This is a genomic window from Vibrio sp. SCSIO 43086 (assembly GCF_051132235.1).
In the GTDB taxonomy this organism is placed as follows: Bacteria; Pseudomonadota; Gammaproteobacteria; order Enterobacterales; family Vibrionaceae; genus Vibrio; species Vibrio diabolicus.
Window position 1 is genome coordinate 1,267,871 of the sequence record NZ_CP072677.1, and the last position, 17,432, is coordinate 1,285,302.

General features: G+C 44.5%; 17 protein-coding genes. 5 read left to right on the plus strand and 12 right to left on the minus strand.

Features of this window, described 5'->3' with window-relative positions; all coding sequences use genetic code 11:
- Positions 1-81: 81 nt before the first annotated feature.
- The 5 genes from J8Z23_RS05890 to J8Z23_RS05910 form a co-directional block, all read right to left on the minus strand.
- Positions 82-693, minus strand: coding sequence for a CDP-alcohol phosphatidyltransferase family protein (locus tag J8Z23_RS05890; protein ID WP_434635213.1), 612 nt, complete (start codon positions 691-693; stop codon positions 82-84).
- On the minus strand, positions 686-1,333 hold the full coding sequence (locus J8Z23_RS05895) for an ATP-binding cassette domain-containing protein (protein ID WP_005393263.1): 648 nt from the start codon (positions 1,331-1,333) through the stop codon (positions 686-688). Before J8Z23_RS05895 ends, J8Z23_RS05890 begins: the two co-directional genes overlap by 8 nt.
- The gene (locus J8Z23_RS05900) at positions 1,299-3,008 is read right to left on the minus strand and encodes an ABC transporter permease (RefSeq protein WP_395203974.1); all 1,710 of its coding nucleotides are present in this window, start codon (positions 3,006-3,008) and stop codon (positions 1,299-1,301) included. Before J8Z23_RS05900 ends, J8Z23_RS05895 begins: the two co-directional genes overlap by 35 nt.
- A gap of 9 nt (positions 3,009-3,017) precedes the next feature.
- The gene (locus J8Z23_RS05905; RefSeq protein WP_301580156.1) at positions 3,018-4,178 is read right to left on the minus strand and encodes an ABC transporter substrate-binding protein; all 1,161 of its coding nucleotides are present in this window, start codon (positions 4,176-4,178) and stop codon (positions 3,018-3,020) included.
- 466 nt (positions 4,179-4,644) lie between these two features.
- Positions 4,645-5,091, minus strand: a complete 447-nt coding sequence (locus tag J8Z23_RS05910) for an META domain-containing protein (protein ID WP_005393252.1) — start codon at positions 5,089-5,091, stop codon at positions 4,645-4,647.
- 210 nt (positions 5,092-5,301) lie between these two features.
- Between J8Z23_RS05910 and J8Z23_RS05915 the strand changes: the two genes are divergently transcribed.
- Positions 5,302-5,550 carry a DUF1289 domain-containing protein gene (locus J8Z23_RS05915; RefSeq protein WP_048626242.1) on the plus strand — a complete coding sequence of 83 codons (249 nt, stop codon included), beginning with the start codon at positions 5,302-5,304 and terminating at the stop codon, positions 5,548-5,550.
- A 98-nt stretch (positions 5,551-5,648) separates the two neighbouring features.
- Here the strand turns inward: J8Z23_RS05915 and J8Z23_RS05920 are convergent, their stop codons facing one another.
- Positions 5,649-5,870, minus strand: a complete 222-nt coding sequence (locus tag J8Z23_RS05920) for a hypothetical protein (protein ID WP_005393249.1) — start codon at positions 5,868-5,870, stop codon at positions 5,649-5,651.
- A 414-nt stretch (positions 5,871-6,284) separates the two neighbouring features.
- The gene (gene ushA / locus J8Z23_RS05925; RefSeq protein ID WP_434635214.1) at positions 6,285-7,973 is read right to left on the minus strand and encodes a bifunctional UDP-sugar hydrolase/5'-nucleotidase UshA; all 1,689 of its coding nucleotides are present in this window, start codon (positions 7,971-7,973) and stop codon (positions 6,285-6,287) included.
- Positions 7,974-8,722: 749 nt separating this feature from the next.
- Here ushA and J8Z23_RS05930 point away from each other — a divergent pair.
- Positions 8,723-9,238 (plus strand): GNAT family N-acetyltransferase, encoded by a 516-nt coding sequence (locus J8Z23_RS05930; RefSeq protein ID WP_031780335.1) that lies wholly within the window; start codon positions 8,723-8,725, stop codon positions 9,236-9,238.
- Between the two features lie 147 nt (positions 9,239-9,385).
- On the opposite strand, the gene rplY is transcribed toward J8Z23_RS05930, so the two are convergent.
- The 5 genes from rplY to J8Z23_RS05955 form a co-directional block, all read right to left on the minus strand.
- Complete coding sequence (rplY, locus tag J8Z23_RS05935; protein ID WP_005393245.1) at positions 9,386-9,664, minus strand: 50S ribosomal protein L25; 279 nt, start codon at positions 9,662-9,664, stop codon at positions 9,386-9,388.
- Between the two features lie 284 nt (positions 9,665-9,948).
- Positions 9,949-11,298, minus strand: a complete 1,350-nt coding sequence (locus J8Z23_RS05940; protein ID WP_031780334.1) for an ATP-binding protein — start codon at positions 11,296-11,298, stop codon at positions 9,949-9,951.
- Positions 11,288-11,947 carry a response regulator transcription factor gene (locus J8Z23_RS05945; RefSeq protein WP_005378073.1) on the minus strand — a complete coding sequence of 220 codons (660 nt, stop codon included), beginning with the start codon at positions 11,945-11,947 and terminating at the stop codon, positions 11,288-11,290. Before J8Z23_RS05945 ends, J8Z23_RS05940 begins: the two co-directional genes overlap by 11 nt.
- Before the next feature lie 58 nt (positions 11,948-12,005).
- The gene (locus J8Z23_RS05950) at positions 12,006-12,431 is read right to left on the minus strand and encodes a PepSY domain-containing protein (protein WP_114322464.1); all 426 of its coding nucleotides are present in this window, start codon (positions 12,429-12,431) and stop codon (positions 12,006-12,008) included.
- A gap of 95 nt (positions 12,432-12,526) precedes the next feature.
- On the minus strand, positions 12,527-14,278 hold the full coding sequence (locus J8Z23_RS05955) for a DEAD/DEAH box helicase (protein ID WP_301659887.1): 1,752 nt from the start codon (positions 14,276-14,278) through the stop codon (positions 12,527-12,529).
- A gap of 121 nt (positions 14,279-14,399) precedes the next feature.
- On the opposite strand from J8Z23_RS05955, the gene rsuA reads away from it, so the two are divergent.
- The 3 genes from rsuA (at position 14,400) to J8Z23_RS05970 (ending at position 17,399) form a co-directional block, all read left to right on the plus strand.
- Positions 14,400-15,101 (plus strand): 16S rRNA pseudouridine(516) synthase RsuA, encoded by a 702-nt coding sequence (rsuA, locus tag J8Z23_RS05960; RefSeq protein ID WP_434635215.1) that lies wholly within the window; start codon positions 14,400-14,402, stop codon positions 15,099-15,101.
- A 436-nt stretch (positions 15,102-15,537) separates the two neighbouring features.
- Positions 15,538-16,740, plus strand: a complete 1,203-nt coding sequence (locus J8Z23_RS05965; protein ID WP_005393240.1) for a Bcr/CflA family multidrug efflux MFS transporter — start codon at positions 15,538-15,540, stop codon at positions 16,738-16,740.
- On the plus strand, positions 16,740-17,399 hold the full coding sequence (locus J8Z23_RS05970) for a DUF2913 family protein (protein ID WP_005462414.1): 660 nt from the start codon (positions 16,740-16,742) through the stop codon (positions 17,397-17,399). The genes J8Z23_RS05965 and J8Z23_RS05970 overlap by 1 nt, the downstream gene beginning before the upstream one ends.
- Positions 17,400-17,432 lie beyond the last annotated feature (33 nt).

Here is a 17,432-nt window from a genome sequence, read left to right on the forward strand (position 1 = left end):
AATTTAATATGTGCTTTAGTGTTTTATAAAACAGTGACTTAGCGGCTTTTCTCTCAAGGAAATGTGAATTTCCAAGCGGTGTTAATGGTCGTTAAGCGTATGAAACCCAGAGTAAATACGCGTGAAGGTGGTAAACCAACACGCTGCACCAAAGATATAGGCTATGACGGCAAAGTGTTGCGGTAGCAAACAAAATAGCACCAAACAACCAATGGTTTCAGTGCCTTCGGTTAAGCCGCTCATGTAGTAGAGAGATTTGTGTTTATATACCGGATTATCGATGCCTTGTTTTCCTGCCATGATGGCAAAAGCCAAAAAGCTACTCCCAGTGCCGACGAAGGAAAAAATCAAAAATGCCCCTGCAATGGCATTTTGTTCTGGGTTTGCCAACACAAAACCAAAAGGAATCAAGGAATAGAACAGAAAATCCAAGCTGATATCGAGAAAACCACCCGCATCGGTAATGCCTTGAACCCTCGCCAGTGCGCCGTCTAATCCATCACATATTCTGTTCAGCAAAATAAAAAGCAACGCCAGCAAGTACTGTTCGGTGATCAAAGCCGGTAGGGCAAAGCAGCCAAGCACAAAACCAAATACTGTCGTCTGATTTGCGGTGATGCCACATTTATCGAGGTATGTCGCACTGATGGCCAGCGGTTTGCGGATGAGCTTTATACTCAGGCTATCAAGCATGGTTTGTCTCCCACGGCCAGTTTAGGCAGCGGCTGCCATTGGGAATATCGTCTTCATCGTGGGTTACCATCAAAGTAGGGATGTTCGCTTGCTGCAATTGCTCGACCACCCAATTGCGAAATTGTACGCGCAGATCTTTATCTAACTTGCTGTAGGGCTCATCGAGTAGCGCAACTTTCGGCTTTGCCAACAGCATACGAGTTAAAGCAATCCGAGCACGTTGTCCTCCGGAGATTTGATCTGGGAAGGATTCGGCAAGTTTGGTCAATGCAATGTTCTTCAGTGCTTGCATGGCGTGTGCTTTACGCTCCTCACCTTTGATTGAGTTTGGTAGCGCGAATGCAAGATTCTCCCATACCGTTAAGTGAGGGAAGAGCAAATCTTCTTGGAACAGAATACCAACCTGCCGCTTATGTGCAGGGAGGGCATCCAACTTTTCGTTATCAAGCGTAATGGAGCCAGAGTAGTTGAACTCGGCGGAGAGGTGTCCAGCAATGGCATCCAACAAAGTGGATTTACCACAACCGCTTGGTCCCATCAGAGTAACAATTTCACCTTTCTCTACGGTCATGTTGAACGCTGAGAAAAGCGTGTCGCCATTGGTTTTACGGATGGCGAGGTTTTCGAGACAAAGACTCATTCAGTAGTAAACCTTTTATAGACAAGCGGCGATACTTCACGTGTAAGCGGCTTAGTAGTATCGCAAAAGAGAAGAACAAGAACGGCAAGAGTGCTTGCCAAATGGCATAAATCGCGGTGACACGTCGGTCAAAACCACTGGATAGCGCAACGGCTTCGGTGGTGATGGTGCTAATGCGCCCAGCCCCTAGCACCAGTGTCGGTAGGTATTGCGCCAGACTTACGCTAATACCGACCGCCCATGCGAATGTAATTGCAGGTAGGAGGATTGGCAGTTTCACTTTTAACCAAGCTTGCATCGGTGATTTACCCAAGCTGAGTGCGACGCGAGTTAAGCCGTTGTCGAAGCTGCGCCACGGGCCGTCTAGCGAGAGGTAAATAAATGGGAATGCGAAGAACACATGCGCCCAGCATACCCAAAAGAAATACGCGTTACTGTTTAAATACAGCGTCACCACTTGCATACCGAATAGCACCGATAGCTGAGGAATCAGCATTGGGATGGCGATAATGTAACCGGGCACCTGCCAGCGATAACGAAGGCGATACTCATGTGCGATCAAGGCAAGGGCTAGAGCGACGGTCGCGCTGATAACGGTAATCAGCATGCTCTGCTCCAGTGTGCCAAGAATGCTGTGCCACTCATATTCCCAAAATCGCAGGCTGTAGCGGCTTGGTAGTAAATCTGGAAAGCGCCAGCGTTGAGCAAAGCTCCATACCACCATGAGTGGAATCATTAGAAGTGCGAGTAGCGCAATCAGTGAAAACAGGGTCTTACCGGGTAAACGAAACCCGTTTCGACCAGAGTACTGCCAGCGTTTGAAGCCTTTGGTAATACACCATTCCATTAAGCGTACAAATCCAATCAAAAGGCTAGCGATCGCAAACAACACGACCGCGCCTGCGGCAGCTCTTGGTAGAAGTGATAAATCTGGGTCGTTAAACCACTGCCATACCAAAACCGCAAACGTTGGTGGGTTAGTAGGGCCAATAATCAATGCAACATCGACAACCGACAAGCTGTAAGCCAATACCGCCAGCATTGGGAAACGAAGTTTTGCTAACCATTGCGGAAATACGCATTTCCACCACACTTGCGCGGAACTATAGCCCATCGAGTGACTGACTTTTTCAATCTTATCGACTTTCAATTGCTGAAGAACTGGAATACTCATCAACAATAAAAACGGCACTTCTTTAATCGCAAGCATAATGATCAAACCGAGTGCATGCGGATCTTTAATCAGCAATGCTAAGTCATTCACCGTTTGCGCATTGGGATCGTAACCAAACAGTTGGTTGAGAACACGAACGCCCATACCAGTTGGGGCAAACAAGAACGCAAAGCCAATCGCGAACGCGACGTGCGGCATGGCAAGAAGTGGCGAGAGGCTTACTTCAATTTTTCGCCAAAACTTGCTGCCCCACGATGCTTGCAAAATCGCAAATGTGATCAAGCAAGCCAAGTAGCTGCTGAAAATGGCAGAGTAGAAAGTCAGCCCGATGGATGTCCAAACACCCTCCCAATCAAAAACAGCGTTAAAGCCATCTAAAGAAAAGTGGTGCAAGCCGATAGGAGGCACATAACCGAGCGCAGAGACCACCACTCCGAGTAGTCCCGGAATGGTAGGCAAAATACAAACTGCGATAATGACTAAATATAGCGCTCTTAACATGGGCTCTTATTAATTCCCGTAGCGTTTCAACCATTCTTTTTCTAAGGCAGATTGCCAACTTGGATGCGGCTCAGCGATAGATTTGAATTGTTGAGTATGTTTAGCCGAACCTGTTAGGTATTGGCTGCTTAGCACTGAAGGATCGCCCCAGATGTTAAGGTTACCTTTGCGAGATTGTGCTTCAGGGCTCAATAAAAAGTTTATCGCAACTTGCGCACCAGCACTGGCATTTGCGTTCCAAGGAATCGCTAAGAAGTGAATGTTTGAGAGTGCACCTGCGTCCATCGCATACGCTTTGGTGGTTTCTGCAAGGTTACCGCTCGACTGCGCAGAAAAAACCGCGTTCGGGTTAAAGGTAATTGCCAGGTCAGTCTGACCATCATCCAGTAGTTGAAGGGTTTCTGCTGTACCGCCTGGAAACTGTTTACCACCGCGCCAAGCGACTTTATGGAACTCATCTAGGTAAGCCCATAGCGGTTGAGTAACTTGTTCAAACGTGTCATCGGTAACTGGTTGTTGCAGAGCAGGGGCGTTGTTAGACAGTTCAATGAGTAATGCTTTAATAAAGCTTGTGCCATGAAACTCTGGTGGGCGAGGGTAAGTTAGGCGATTTGGAAACGCCTTTGCGTAACTCAGCATTTCAGCAAATGATCGAGGAGGGTTATGCAGGGTTTGCTCATCATGGATAAACACTAATTGCCCCACACCCCAAGGTGCTTCCAAACCTTCAGTCGGCTCTGAAAAATCCACATCAATTGGCAATGATTTATCGACGTATTGCCAGCTTGGCAAACCTTCAACAAAAGGACCAAACAGCAATTGGTTATCCTTCATTGATTTGAAGTTTTCGCCATTGATCCAAACCATATCAACACTGCCACCGCTGTTTTTACCTGCGGCTTTTTCTGCGATAAGTCGAGTGGTGGTCTCAGAAATATCGGTGACTTTAACGTGGTTTAGCGTCACGTTATAACGCGATTTTAGCTCTCTACTCGCCCACTGGATGTAGCGATTAATTTCTTGGCTTCCGCCCCAAGCATGAAAGTAGACGGATTGTCCGTCGGCTTGTTGTTCGATTTTTTGCCATTCACTAGCAACCGATGAGTTGGCAAAAGAAGATGTCGCGAAAGTGGTGGCTAAAATGCCAACGGTACTGAGTAGCTTTTTCATATCTATTCCGTGTTATGTCTTTTTATTCTCGTTTCCGACGTTATTGACGTCTAAACAAGTAGCTCCGCTTTGTTACAAGGATAGTAATCCATCTCTATCTATTATCAATGCCAATCCCAAACGGAATCACTCATTGATTCAAAGAATTATTCTCAATGTGAAGCAAAACGAAGAAAGGACAATTCTGATGTCGTTTTAGGTATACAAGAGCGGACCGCTTGTTTGACGATATTCTTTCAAGTAATTGAAAATTATTGTCCTCAAGCAACTTCGATATGTTGATTTGGAAGACTGAACCCGCGTCGTAGACGTGGCGTTGAGGGCGTAAATAGGGAAAGAGTTTATCGTTTTAAACGATTTTGCTAACCGAAACGTGCGAAACAGACATCCTGCCTGCTTTGATATGGATTAGGAGGCATAAAAAAAGCAGCCATTTTATGGCTGCTCTTAGAATATGAAATGGGACTTAGTTTACCCAATCACGCAACTGAAACGTTAGTTCGTGATCGTCATTTTTAAGCATTAGCCCTTCTTTGGTTAGCGTTATATCACTCCATTCAGTAAGAGTTTCAGACATCGCTTGCTCAATTTTCATTTGGTCATCCATACACATCTTCATGGTCATTCCCATTTTTTCGATGCGTAGTTGATTGTTTTTTAGTTCAGCTTGACCAAAGAAGTTGTTACACCCCGCGTTACCATTTGCAGTCAGATTTTCTCCGATTTCTAAGCGAGGCGCTTGCTGACGTTCTTTTAATTCGATGTTTTTACCATCAATCTGAACCAGCTCCCAATTATGGTGCTGTAAATCTTGAGCCGTAATTTCTTTCACATTGTCACCGTTGCTAGCACATGCAGTCATAAGAACAGGAAGAGAGATTGCTGTAACTAACGTTTTTAGGCTAAGCTTCATTTTATAGACTCCGTTTTTAGAAAACGTGGTAAGTATAGGTAATAAAACACTGTTTTTGTCAGCATAAGGTAATAGTTTCGTATTACTGTGACAGAGTCCAGTTTATATACTCAAGCGGCTTCAAGGTGCAAGATGTATAGCACTGTTGGGAGCGTATATTGAAGTCGTTATAATATCATTACAGCACAGCGAGCAAAAAACGGTTAGAGCATGGAGCAACTAGAGTTTTTTACCGTCCCAAACCCTTGCGTTGGTATTTGTAGTGTGGACGAAAAAGGGTATTGCAAAGGATGTATGCGTAAAAGAGAAGAGCGATTTAACTGGCTCACTTATACGCCCGCTCAACAGTTGCATGTAATTAAGCTATGCCGTCAGCGCTATAGAAGAAAGGTATTGGCAGGGAAGGGAAAGGCAGAAGAGTCTCAAGAAGAATTATCACCACAGCAAAATCTCTTTTAAATTTCGAATTATCCCGGCTCGGCAATAATCAATGATGAGCCGGGACTGTATTAGCTCTTACTATGCGGTGCGTGTAAGGCAAGTTCGCTAAATTCGCGCTACTTCATTGACCAACGGTCACTGACCCATCCCCCAGCATGTTCGTCAAAGTGGCTTCCTGAAAATCGATGATTGAATTCAACATCTAATTTACTTGTCGGGCGTTCATCCATCAGCTGATGAATGTATCTCGCCATAGGATCCGTGCAAGCTTCGCGCTCTCTACGGGTAACCACTTCTTTGATCATTTGAAGTCTGTAGCTATTGCTGGCTCGTTTCATTTTTGACCTCCTGAACTCGATGGCAGCAGTTTGAACATATTGACGTCCAGATCGCTGCTCATTGATGAACGCTTGGCGGCGAATCACCTTCGTTTTAGGTCAAAAAGACAAATTGTTTGAGAGCAGTGTTTGTAACGCCATTCACATCTTTCCTAGAATCATCCACTAAGCTACGAAACTTCATAGCGAAAAGTTAGTTGATGAATCTGTATTTTCGAAAGACCTTATCAAACATAGAAGCCCAGCACATGGGCGTCAACAACACAAATGAATAATTTTTGAACACTTTATGAAGGGCGATAATTTTCAGCACTTTAACGAAAATAAAAAAACCGAAGCGTCACGCTTCGGTTTTTAGGGAGGCTCTGACGGAACAACTTCTAAAAGCTCTTCACGTCAGAGTGTAAGGTGTTTTTAGCTATTAGTTGCCGGGCAACCTTTCACAGCTTGACCGTTACTGAAGTACTTGATGTTTTCTAAGTTCTTGTTGTAGCTATCCGCAGAGATCTGTGGATTATTTACGAAGAACTCACGTAAAACGTATGCATCGGTTAACTGGGTAGATTGAACATCTATGATTGGGTAGTTATCGCCACCAGCAGCACTGAAGCTGATTACAGAGAATGTGTACGTTGCGTCTAGATCGAAGCCTTTATTGTTAATGTCGGTAATGGTTACTGAGCCAGCATCACAATTTACATCTAAAGTGATGTTATCTAGTTGAGCGTAAGCACCAGAGCCTGCAGATTTCGTCGCAACCACATCTAGGTATTCTTTAACTTCTTGACCTGTCATTGTCGCTTTAGTCACGAAGTTACCGAACGGCTGGACTGTAAGTACATCACGGTAAGTGATGTCACCATCTTGGATTGAATCACGCACACCGCCAGAGTTCATCACACCAAAGTCAGCACCTACCGTTTTGTAAGTACGGTATGCCTTGCCCAGTAGATGACCTAGGTTAGTTTGTTGAGAGCGAACTACGTTACGATCACCTTCTAACTTACCCGTTGTATTAGAAATCTTCTCATCTAATAACTCTTGACCTTGCTGTTGGTATGGCAGTAGTAACGCTTTTACCGTCGCATCTTGTTGAATGCGTTCACCGATCACTTCATCGTTGTCGTCCAGAAGGTTTACAGGAATCAGTGCGTAATTCGCTAAGTGAAGCTTGCCGTCGTAATATTCGAAGTCCGCACGACCCACATATTTACCCCACTCATGCGCTTGCATAATCCAAGTGCCTTTTTGTTGGTCTGGCGCGCAATCATCACCAGGTTTGAAATCAGCATACTCATTGGTACCTGGCTCCATACACACTGGGTTTTGTGAGTGACCACCGATGATAGCGTCTAGTTGTCCCTCTTCAAGAGAGCGAGCGAGCTTCACGTCCCCTGGTGCTTCACTACCATTATTACCATCTTGGTAGTGACCCATGTGCGTCGTTGCAAATACTAGATCTACTTTTTCGTTTTCTTCGATTTCCTTAAGTACTTTTTTGATTTCAACTTGAGGGTCTTCGAAGTGGATGTTTGATACGTTGTCTGGATTGACTAGCTTCGCCGTGTCCTGGGTGGTTAGACCAATTACAGCGATCTTAAGGCCGTTGATAGTAAATACTTTGTAAGGGTCGAAGTAACGCTCATTGGTATCTTTCTTATAGATATTCGCAGCCAGCATAGGGAAGTCAGCTAGCTCAGCTTGCATGTCGAGAATATCTAGTGAGTTATCAAACTCGTGGTTACCGACAGCCATTGCATCGTAACCAAGTAGGTTCATCCCTACGAAGTCTGGAACCGCATCTTGCATGTCTGATTCTGGTACGCCGGTATTAATATCACCGCCAGATAGCAAAATGGTTTCACCGCCTTTTGCTTCGACTTCTGCGCGAATAGATTCGATTAAAGTGTGACGCGCAGCCATGCCATATTCGCCGTCGCTGTTATGCCAAAAGCGACCGTGGTTATCGTTAGTGTGGAGAACGGTGAACTTAGTACAAGAATCTGCAGTCTCGCAGGTTACTGGAGAATTATCGCTGTCTGAGCCGCATCCTGCTAGCGCAGCGCCCACTGCCATTACCAAAAGAGATTTGGAAAACTTCATAAGGGATCCTTTCTTTGTGATTTTGTTATTGTTACGGCGTGAAATATACGGAATTAATGTGAAACTTTAGTGATCTATCTCTTATTTATACTTCTATCGGAGACATGAATTAATAAGCCTGCAAACTACGTCTCCAATTAAACAGAAATAGTTTTTAGTATATTGAAATTAGAGGGAGGAGGCTATTTTGTGAAGTGGCCAATTGAATGAATGTGGTTTGTGTGAATCAATGCGCATTTTTGCGAAGTATAGCGCTGATTTTGGTGATTATTTTGCCAAGTTCATGTTTTTCTTAGCAGCTATGACACAAATCGTTATAAATTTTCGCTCTGATGATGAGGGAAATGTTTTGTATATAAAATGATCACTGTAAAACCCAAACTCGTTTGATCTTGGCTTACTCTGTTTAATACAACCAGAAAGGGTATTTCTCTCTGTACTATAATTGCGACCGTTTAGAAATCTTATGCCTTAGATATCGTTTATTTATTCTTATTCGATACCTTACCGTGTTTATCCCGCTTTCGATACCCGGATGTTAAAACAAATAGATTCAATCTAATGAGCGAAAGTGAAACGTAAATAACGAGGCGTTTTCTTCGGATATTACGATGTGCACTATCATTGAATTAATGAAAATGAAATGGAGTAATGTAAAGCGTTGCATCTGTGGCTGCTCGCTTTGAGCTTCGATTTAAAGAGTAGGGTTGAAAGAATTTGTAAGTGGTGAATTTTAAGAAAGGATAGTAATGAGATACACAGTAAGGAACGCAGTCAGAGAGGAAGCAACTCAAATCGCCAAGATACATGTTGATTCGTGGCAGGTAGCATACAAAGGGTTAATGCCACAGAGCTACATCGATCAGTTTACGATTGAGCGCCGAGAAAGGATGTGGACGCGAGTCATGACTGAGCAACTGGCCCAATTGATCGTCGTTGAGAGACAAGGGGAAATCGTCGGCTTTTTAAGTTACGAACTACCTAACCACACCTGTGAAGATAAAACGGCGTGGGTAACATGTTGCTATGTCTCTCCTTTGCATTATGGGCAAGGGGCAGGGAGTGCATTGTTAGATGAACTAGAAACGCGTCTACTCTCTACGCCCGTTATGCAGATAAGTTTGAAAGCACTGGATACCAATAAACAGGGGCTTAACTTTTACAAGAAGTGTGGTTTTGTGCGTACTGGAGAGGAAGAGGCGGAAATCATTGACCGTATGACGCTGACGGATCTCACTTTAGTGAAGTACATTGCCCGTTCGTAAATCAATTGTTATATGCCACATATAGTAAAACCCCGGAGGTGGTAAGACTCCGGGGTTTTGAAATTTTTTAGATGTCTCGGTTGGTAAGTCCGATTATCTTTAATGCAAAAGGTTTGGATTTAATCCGATTAATTCCTTGGTAGGGAATTAGATACGGATGAAGTCCATGTGTTCAACTTTTGGCTTGAACGCGTGACGTTGAACGTCTTGTGGCTTAACTTTAACTTCTTTGCCATCGATAACTAGAACTAGGCCTTCGTAGAATTCAGGCTTGTCCATTTGGTTTACGATGTCGTCGTGGTTAAGAACGATAGCTACTGCTGCTTCTTCACCGCCGTATACAACTGCAGGGAATTTGCCAGCGTGACGTAGGCGGCGGCTCGCACCTTTACCTAGTTCAGTACGTACTACTGCTTCGAATTTCATAGTATTTACTCTCAAATTAGTAAAAATCAAATGTTCACAATCAACAATGCGACCTTGTTGTTCGTGGTAAAGCTTGAAACAGGAACTGTTCAAGCGAGCGCGGATACTATCATTCCACTTATAAATGGGCAACCCAAATCGTATCCAAATCAACAAAAAGGTATGATTTGGCTAGGTGTAAGGCTATCCCTTTTAACGCTTTGCTTGGATTTTGTTCACATCGGCTTCATTTTCATCGGTTTACTAATCATGGTCCGAAGAACAAAGTTTATGCGTTATATGCTTTATGTTCGGCTGAGATGTAAGACTAAAGATGCTTTTAAGCCACCTAAAGCGCTCGCTTCCAGTGTTAATTGACCTCGGTAACTGTGTGCCATTTCACTGACTATATTTAGACCAAGACCTGAACCAGGGGTTGCTTCATCCAATCTAACGCCTCTCTTGATTACTTGACTCAGTTTCTCTTTAGGGATACCTGGTCCGTCATCTTCAATGATGATGTGTATATTGTCTTTATCCTGAGAGGAGTGCACACGAATCATGTTGTTGGCCCACTTATAGGCATTTTCAAGCAAGTTACCCAGCATTTCGTCGAGATCGGTCTGCTCTACCGCTACATTCAGCTCTGAATCAAGTTCATTAATTAAGGAGATATCTCGGCTCGCATACACTTTATCAAACGCCATTGAGATAGCATCCACACGCTCTGCTGGGTTCGATTTCACTGATAAAATATTCATAGACCCCGCCATGCGGGCACGGCCCAGATGGTAATCGATATGATCTTGTATTTGATTGATCGGAGTACGCAGGCGGGATTGCGTATCAGGTTCTAACGTCTGTACTTCATTTTTTAGGACAGAAAGTGGGGTTTTTAGCGCGTGTGAGAGATTGCCTGCATGATTCCTAGCTCGTTCTAACAATTCCTGATAATGGAAAAGCAGAGCGTTGAGGTCGAAGATAAGAGGAGAAATCTCTTTCGGATAGGTTTCTTCTAGACTCTTTTTGTTACCAGACTTCAGCTCGGCCAACTCTTTTTGTAACTTTGTAAGCGGACTCAATGACCATGCAATTTGCAGCAAAATGACGGCAAGAACCCCTGCGAATAATAAGCCTAAAATAAGCCAGAGTTGACCGATTAGCGTTTGCAGGGTGCTTTTGATAGGCTCTTCGTCAATACCAATAATGATATGAATAGGCCCATCGTAATCTGGTAAGTACAGAGCTTTTTCGATGGTAATCAGCCTTTCGCCTCTCGCGCCGTAAGCATCGTTATCCAGACCTTTGTATTCGATTTTTTTGTCCCACAAAGAACGAGAACGCTCGAGACTCGTCTCGGTAGAGGCACTCCAATATAAACCACTGTAAGGTCGGTTAAATCGAGGATCTGAGAGCAGAGCAGCGAGTGAGAGGTGCCCAGTCTCATCGACTTCTAACTGAGCGGCGATTTCATCCATAAAAATGCTCAGCTGTGAGCGAGTGTCGTCAACCATATAGTTGTACACTTGGGTCGGTATCGTCACACCAGCTGCGAGGATCATTGCCGTCAACCAAACGATCGCCGCTAAAACGAGGCGACTTTTGATACTCAGTCGTTTTATTGCGTTCAACGGTAGCCTGTTCTTATTCGGCATTTAATTGGTATCCCAACCCTCGGACAGTTTTTATGATCTTTGGCGCGATTTTTTTGCGAATTCGGCCGATAAAAACTTCGATTGTGTTGGAGTCACGATCAAAGTCTTGTTTGTAAATGTGCTCGACGAGTTCGGTGCGAGAAATTACTTTTTCTGGGTTATGCATAAAGTAAGCGACCACTTTATACTCCAGTGCCGTTAAGCTTACTGCTTGCCCTTGCCACATTACTTTAGAAGTGCGCGTATCCAAGCTCAAGTCGCCAATTTGCATCACAGGAGAGGCGTTACCTGATGCTCTTCGCAGTTGCGCGCGAATACGAGCGATAAGCTCAACCATTTCAAACGGCTTAGTTAGGTAATCGTCTGCACCTGCGTTTAGACCTTCAACTCGCTGCGTTAGGGTATCGCGAGCACTCAGGATAACGACAGGGGTATTGATGTTTTCATCTCGAATGCCTTTTAGCACGGTAAGGCCATCCAATTTCGGCAGTCCTAGATCAAGAACAATAGCGTCCCATTCTTCCGATGTCGCGCGATACAGAGCGTCTATGCCATCTTGAGATAATTCTGGTACCCAGCCGGTACTTTCTAATGTTTCGATGATTTGCTCGCCTAAACGAGGGTCATCTTCAACGACAAGTATTTTCATATTGGTGATTCTTATTATGTTTGGAGTGTTATCGAAGTAAGTTACGCATTAGACCAGTTTAGTTGTTTTGTGGCTTTAACGCTTTGTTAAAGCTGCGACCTTTGATCTCAAGCATTTCCAGCGTGGCGGCGTCATACTCAACTTTCAGGACGCTATTGTTGTACAGGATTTTCAATTCATACACCCAAGCATCATCATCTTCTTCAAGCTCGACCTTGATGATACGGCCGTATAGGTCGTTTTCTACTGCGGCGTAAAGGTCCGAAAATGGTCGTATATATCCTTGTTGAACCGCGCGATAGACCTCATCTTGATCTTCATCGAATTCAATACGTGTTCCAGGCTTTTCGACATCTTGCACGATGGCGTGACCATTTTGTGATGCATAGTAGTCGTCATGCTTGGCGAAACTTGGTGCACACATCAATGTCGCGATAAGGCCGAAAAGTAACGCAGAATGTTGAGAAGTCGTTGCTTTATACATAGTCAAACCTTTTCTAGAACGTTAGCCGCAGTATATCGGATATAGATGAACAGAGAGTGAATCATCGAGTTCAGTTTTACTAAATGTTGCGGACGTTATTTCAACTCGTCTTCAAAAATTTTGTCTCGCAATTTCCAAAAGCGACCGGATTTCCTTGCAATAACAAACTGAGGTAAACGGAAACGATGTTGATTGGCAACAACACGTGTCGGTGAAGCCTCTTCAAAAGGGCGATGCTTGTCTGCCAAGTGAGGGCGCACAAATTGGTCTTTAAACGTTTGTTTTTGTTTTTTGGTACTCAATGACCAAAACTCATGAACTAACGCATTGCCTTCGCCTTGGTATGGTTCACCAGAATACGTCACCTTGAGTTGAGATTTACCGTCACTGGACTTAAATACTGACAGGTCCATTTCTGTGCATTCAAATATCAATGCATCTTTCAGATTAAGGGCTTCTTTTAATTTTTTATCTGGATCAACAAGCGTTGCGTCACACTCATGACAAATGCGCGCAGCGATATCGTTGTCGGCACCACATTCACCACAGTATTTGGCACGAAAACGGTATCCACAGTGTTCACGATCGCCTGTGTCTTCATCTTCAAAGTAACCTTGGCAACGTCTGCCAAAGTGTTCAACCAAGAAACCGTTACTATCCAATTTACCCCAGAAGTTGTTATTGAATCCGCAAGCCGGGCAGGGAATCGTGATAATTTCACTGTCAGAGTCTGGTTTGGGGTCACCGACTTCAGGTTGGTATAAATCGTAGCTGTTGCCTGCGTAATCAAGCACTAAACATTCTGATTTTCCGTCTGATAAGCGTAATCCTCGCCCTACAATCTGCTGGTATAGACTGACTGACTCTGTTGGTCGCAAAATCGCGATTAAATCGACATGCGGCGCATCAAACCCGGTAGTCAGTACCGAAACATTGACCAAATATTTTATTTGACGATTCTTGAACGCTTGGATGATCGCATCGCGCTCCGGCGTAGGTGTATCACCAATAACGATTTCAGTTTCGCCCTCTGGCAGTAAACTGTGGATCTCTTGTGCGTGTCGGACAGTCGCGGCGAAGATCATGACACCTTGACGTTCTCTCGCATATTGCATGATTTGCTCAACAATTTGCGGAGTGGCGCGTTTGGCTTTATCGATCACCATGTCCATTTCTGCTTCTTTGTAGCGTCCGGTGTTTGCGGGTTTCAGTTGCGAGAAGTCGTAAGACAAAACGGGCGCGTCCATCATGCGGGCTGGAGTGAGGAAGTTTTCGTCGAGCAAGTAACGGATCGGCAGTTCGAAAATACAATCGCGGAAGAATCGAGGCTCTTCGGTGCGTACTTGACCTCGGGTATGGTACTGATAAATCCAGCCCATTCCTAAACGATAGGGCGTTGCAGTTAGTCCCAGCACCTTAATGCCTGGGTTCAGTTCTCGTAAGTGAGTAATAACTTTTTGGTAGCTGCTGTTTTTGTCATCCGGCACACGATGGCACTCATCAATAACGAGCAGAGAAAACTGGTTTTTGAACGAATCTAAGTTACGCACCACCGATTGAACCGAAGCAAACACGACTTGCTGGTCAGTTTCTTTTCGCCCCAATCCTGCTGAGAAGATGGAACCTTTTAAACCATAACCTTCATACTTCGCGTGGTTTTGCTCGACTAGCTCTTTAACGTGAGCGAGGACTAACACTCTCCCTTTCGCAAGGCGAGCAAGCTCTGCGATCACCAAGCTTTTTCCGGCACCAGTAGGCAGTACGATCACTGCTGGTGTCGAGTGTTTACGAAAGTAATGAATGACTGCTTTAACCGAGTCGGCTTGATAAGGGCGAAGTGTGTACATGAAAATATGTGAAATTGCTCAACTATTCGAACGAGGAACGCTATAATACCTGACTTTTATACCCAAGTGACCTTTAAACCGAGATTTGGAGGTTACTTGGGTATAATTCAATGAGGTATTCATGCGTTTAGATAAATATTTGTGTGACGCTCTGGGTGCAACACGCAAACAGGCAACAAAGATCATCAAAAGTGGAGACATCACCGTTCACGGTGAGGTTCAAAAAAGTGGTGCATTTAAAGTACCTGAAGGTGCAGAAGTAATGTGGGAAGACCGCGTTATTGGTGCTCCTGGTCCTCGTTACATTATGTTGTATAAGCCTGCTGACTTTGTTTGTTCACATGAAGATGGCTACAACCAAACTGCATTCGCATTGCTTGATGAGCCTAAAATTGAAAACCTTCACTTTGCGGGCCGATTAGATGTCGACACAACTGGCTTGGTGTTGATTACGGATGATGGTAAGTGGTCTCACCGTATTACCTCACCTAAGCATAAGTGTGAGAAAACGTACCGTGTTTGGCTCGTCGATGCTATTCAGCCAGATTACGCGGAAAAGCTCGAACAAGGCATCATTTTGCGCAATGAATCAGAAGCAACATTGCCTGCTCGTTTGGAGATCGTGAACGAGGCAGAGAATGAAGTATTGTTAACTATTGTGGAAGGTAAGTATCACCAAGTGAAACGCATGTTTGCGGCGTTAGGAAATAAAGTTGAGTACTTACATCGTGAGCGTATTGGTTCGATTGAACTCGATGAGGCACTAGAACCTGGTGATTATCGCTACCTCACGCAGGAAGAAATTGATTCTATTTGGAATTAATTATCGGCATGGGAAATTATTTAGTTCCCAATTGGAACTAGTTTTTTGGTAGGAATTGGCTCAAAATTAATTTTCCTACCAAAATTAGTGCCTAGACAATTCCGGTGTGCTTACTCATCTGAGTGATATGCCTTTGCATTTAGCTGAGCCATGCATACTCTTATTGCAAAGCATTCGGCTGTGGTGAATAAATGGTGGAATCAATTCCATCATTTTTACTGCATTGTGTTTATTTCCCATAAACACACTTCGCTTTCACACGCTTTTCTATGTCGAGTTCGTCAAGGTCACACCTTGGTACATATTTGCCCTTATGATTCTCGAACGTTGATAGACCAGGCCTTTGGCTTCTAGATATCAGCGATATGAGAACCGTCCGTTACGTTCACTTTGCTCTGAAAATATTGACGAAAGGGCTCCAACAAGAGGTAAAAGAATGACAGAAAAAGCTCAAAGCGCTCCGCAATCCCAAATCAGTTTTCTATTGTTTCTTGTATTAGGAGCGATTGGTGCTTTGACGCCTTTGGCGATCGACATGTATCTGCCTGCAATGCCGACCATCGCGAAAGATTTGGGGGTCGCGCCTGGCGCGGTTCAGATTACGTTGACGGCTTATACGGCAGGTTTTGCGATTGGCCAGTTAATTCACGGGCCGCTTGCCGATAGTTTTGGCCGTAGACCTGTACTGATTTTGGGTGTGCTTTTCTTTGGATTAGCGGCGGTAGTGAGTGCGACCACAAACGGCATCGATGCATTGACTTATGTGCGAACAGCACAAGGTTTTGCTGGCGCAGCAGCGGCGGTCATTATCCAAGCCGTCGTGCGTGATATGTTTGACCGTGAAGACTTTGCCCGTGCAATGTCTTTCGTCACCTTAGTGATCACCATGGCACCCTTGGTCGCGCCTATGATAGGTGGTCACCTAGCGATCTGGTTTGGTTGGCGTTCTATTTTTTGGGTATTAGCCATTTTCGCTGTGGTGGTAATTCTACTGGTACTTTGGAAAATCCCAGAGACGTTGAAACCAGAAAATCGTCAGCCGCTTCGTTTTCGCACTACGATGAGAAACTACGCCAGATTATGCTCCAACCCTGAAGCGATAGGTTTGATGCTTTCTGGAGCGTTTTCATTTTCCGGAATGTTTGCATTCCTGACTGCGGGCTCGTTTGTTTATATTGATTTATATGGTGTTCGACCAGACCACTTTGGTTATTTATTTGGTTTGAACATTGTTGCGATGATCATCATGACCAGTATTAATGGTCGCTTGGTGAAGAAAGTTGGCTCTCATGCCATGCTTCGTTTTGGGTTGTTCGTGCAACTTTTGGCTGGCATTGGTCTGTTCGTAAGTTGGTTGATGGACTTCGGATTGTGGGGCATCGTGCCTTTTGTTGTGCTGTTTATCGGTACATTGTCGACGATTGGTAGTAATGCGATGGCGCTGCTTTTAAGTGGCTACCCATCAATGGCGGGTACGGCATCGTCTCTGGCGGGGACGTTAAGATTCGGTATCGGCTCATTGGTTGGCGCGCTGGTGGCATCACTACCAGGTAATGTTGCGTGGCCTATGATCATCGTTATGTTTGCTTGTTCTGTGCTTTCAGCACTGTTTTATTGGACTTTAGGAAGAAAGGCGTAATGTCGAATTACACCAAAGAAATTCAAAACTTGGTTAACTCTGCTCTGAATGAACTGGAGCAGGAACATCGTTCTGGCAAGTTGGCCAATGCGCCAGTAGCGAACAACCACTATCTTGTTCGTTGGGTAACAAAAGCTCTGAAATCTCAGCGTTTTGGTCGAACGGTCGGCGATGACTTAACTCGTTGGCAAAAGGCGGGGCGTTCAAAGGGGAATGACGCTGGTTTGTTGTTTATCTTCAAACGTATTTCTGCTTTCTACGCGCAATTCTTCCCTGAAGGTGAAGATTCAAAAGTGATCAAAGACTCTGACGTCGAAGCTTTTTTGGACGTAATGGAGCAAGCGGGTTGGGAGGTTTCTACCTCTGAACAATTGGTTGGTTGTGGCAAAATCCAAATCTTCACGGAAGGTCAAAATTCTTTGGCACTGTGTGCCGACCAATGCGAAAGCTGCTTCGACGGCGAGTTGCTCGTTAAACCAATGAGCTGGTTTGTGCGTGGCAACCATGCTGAGTTTGTTGAGAAAGCAGCGCAAGCGGGCTTTATGGTGCATAAAGTGACGGACTACAAATCGATGGTGAAATACCACGGCGAGTACCTTATCTTCCCTGCAAACGAAGGTAACCAATTGGCTGAGATTCCTTTGAGCTTCCAAGCTTAATCAACTTCTCACAGTTGTAGAATTGAAATACGA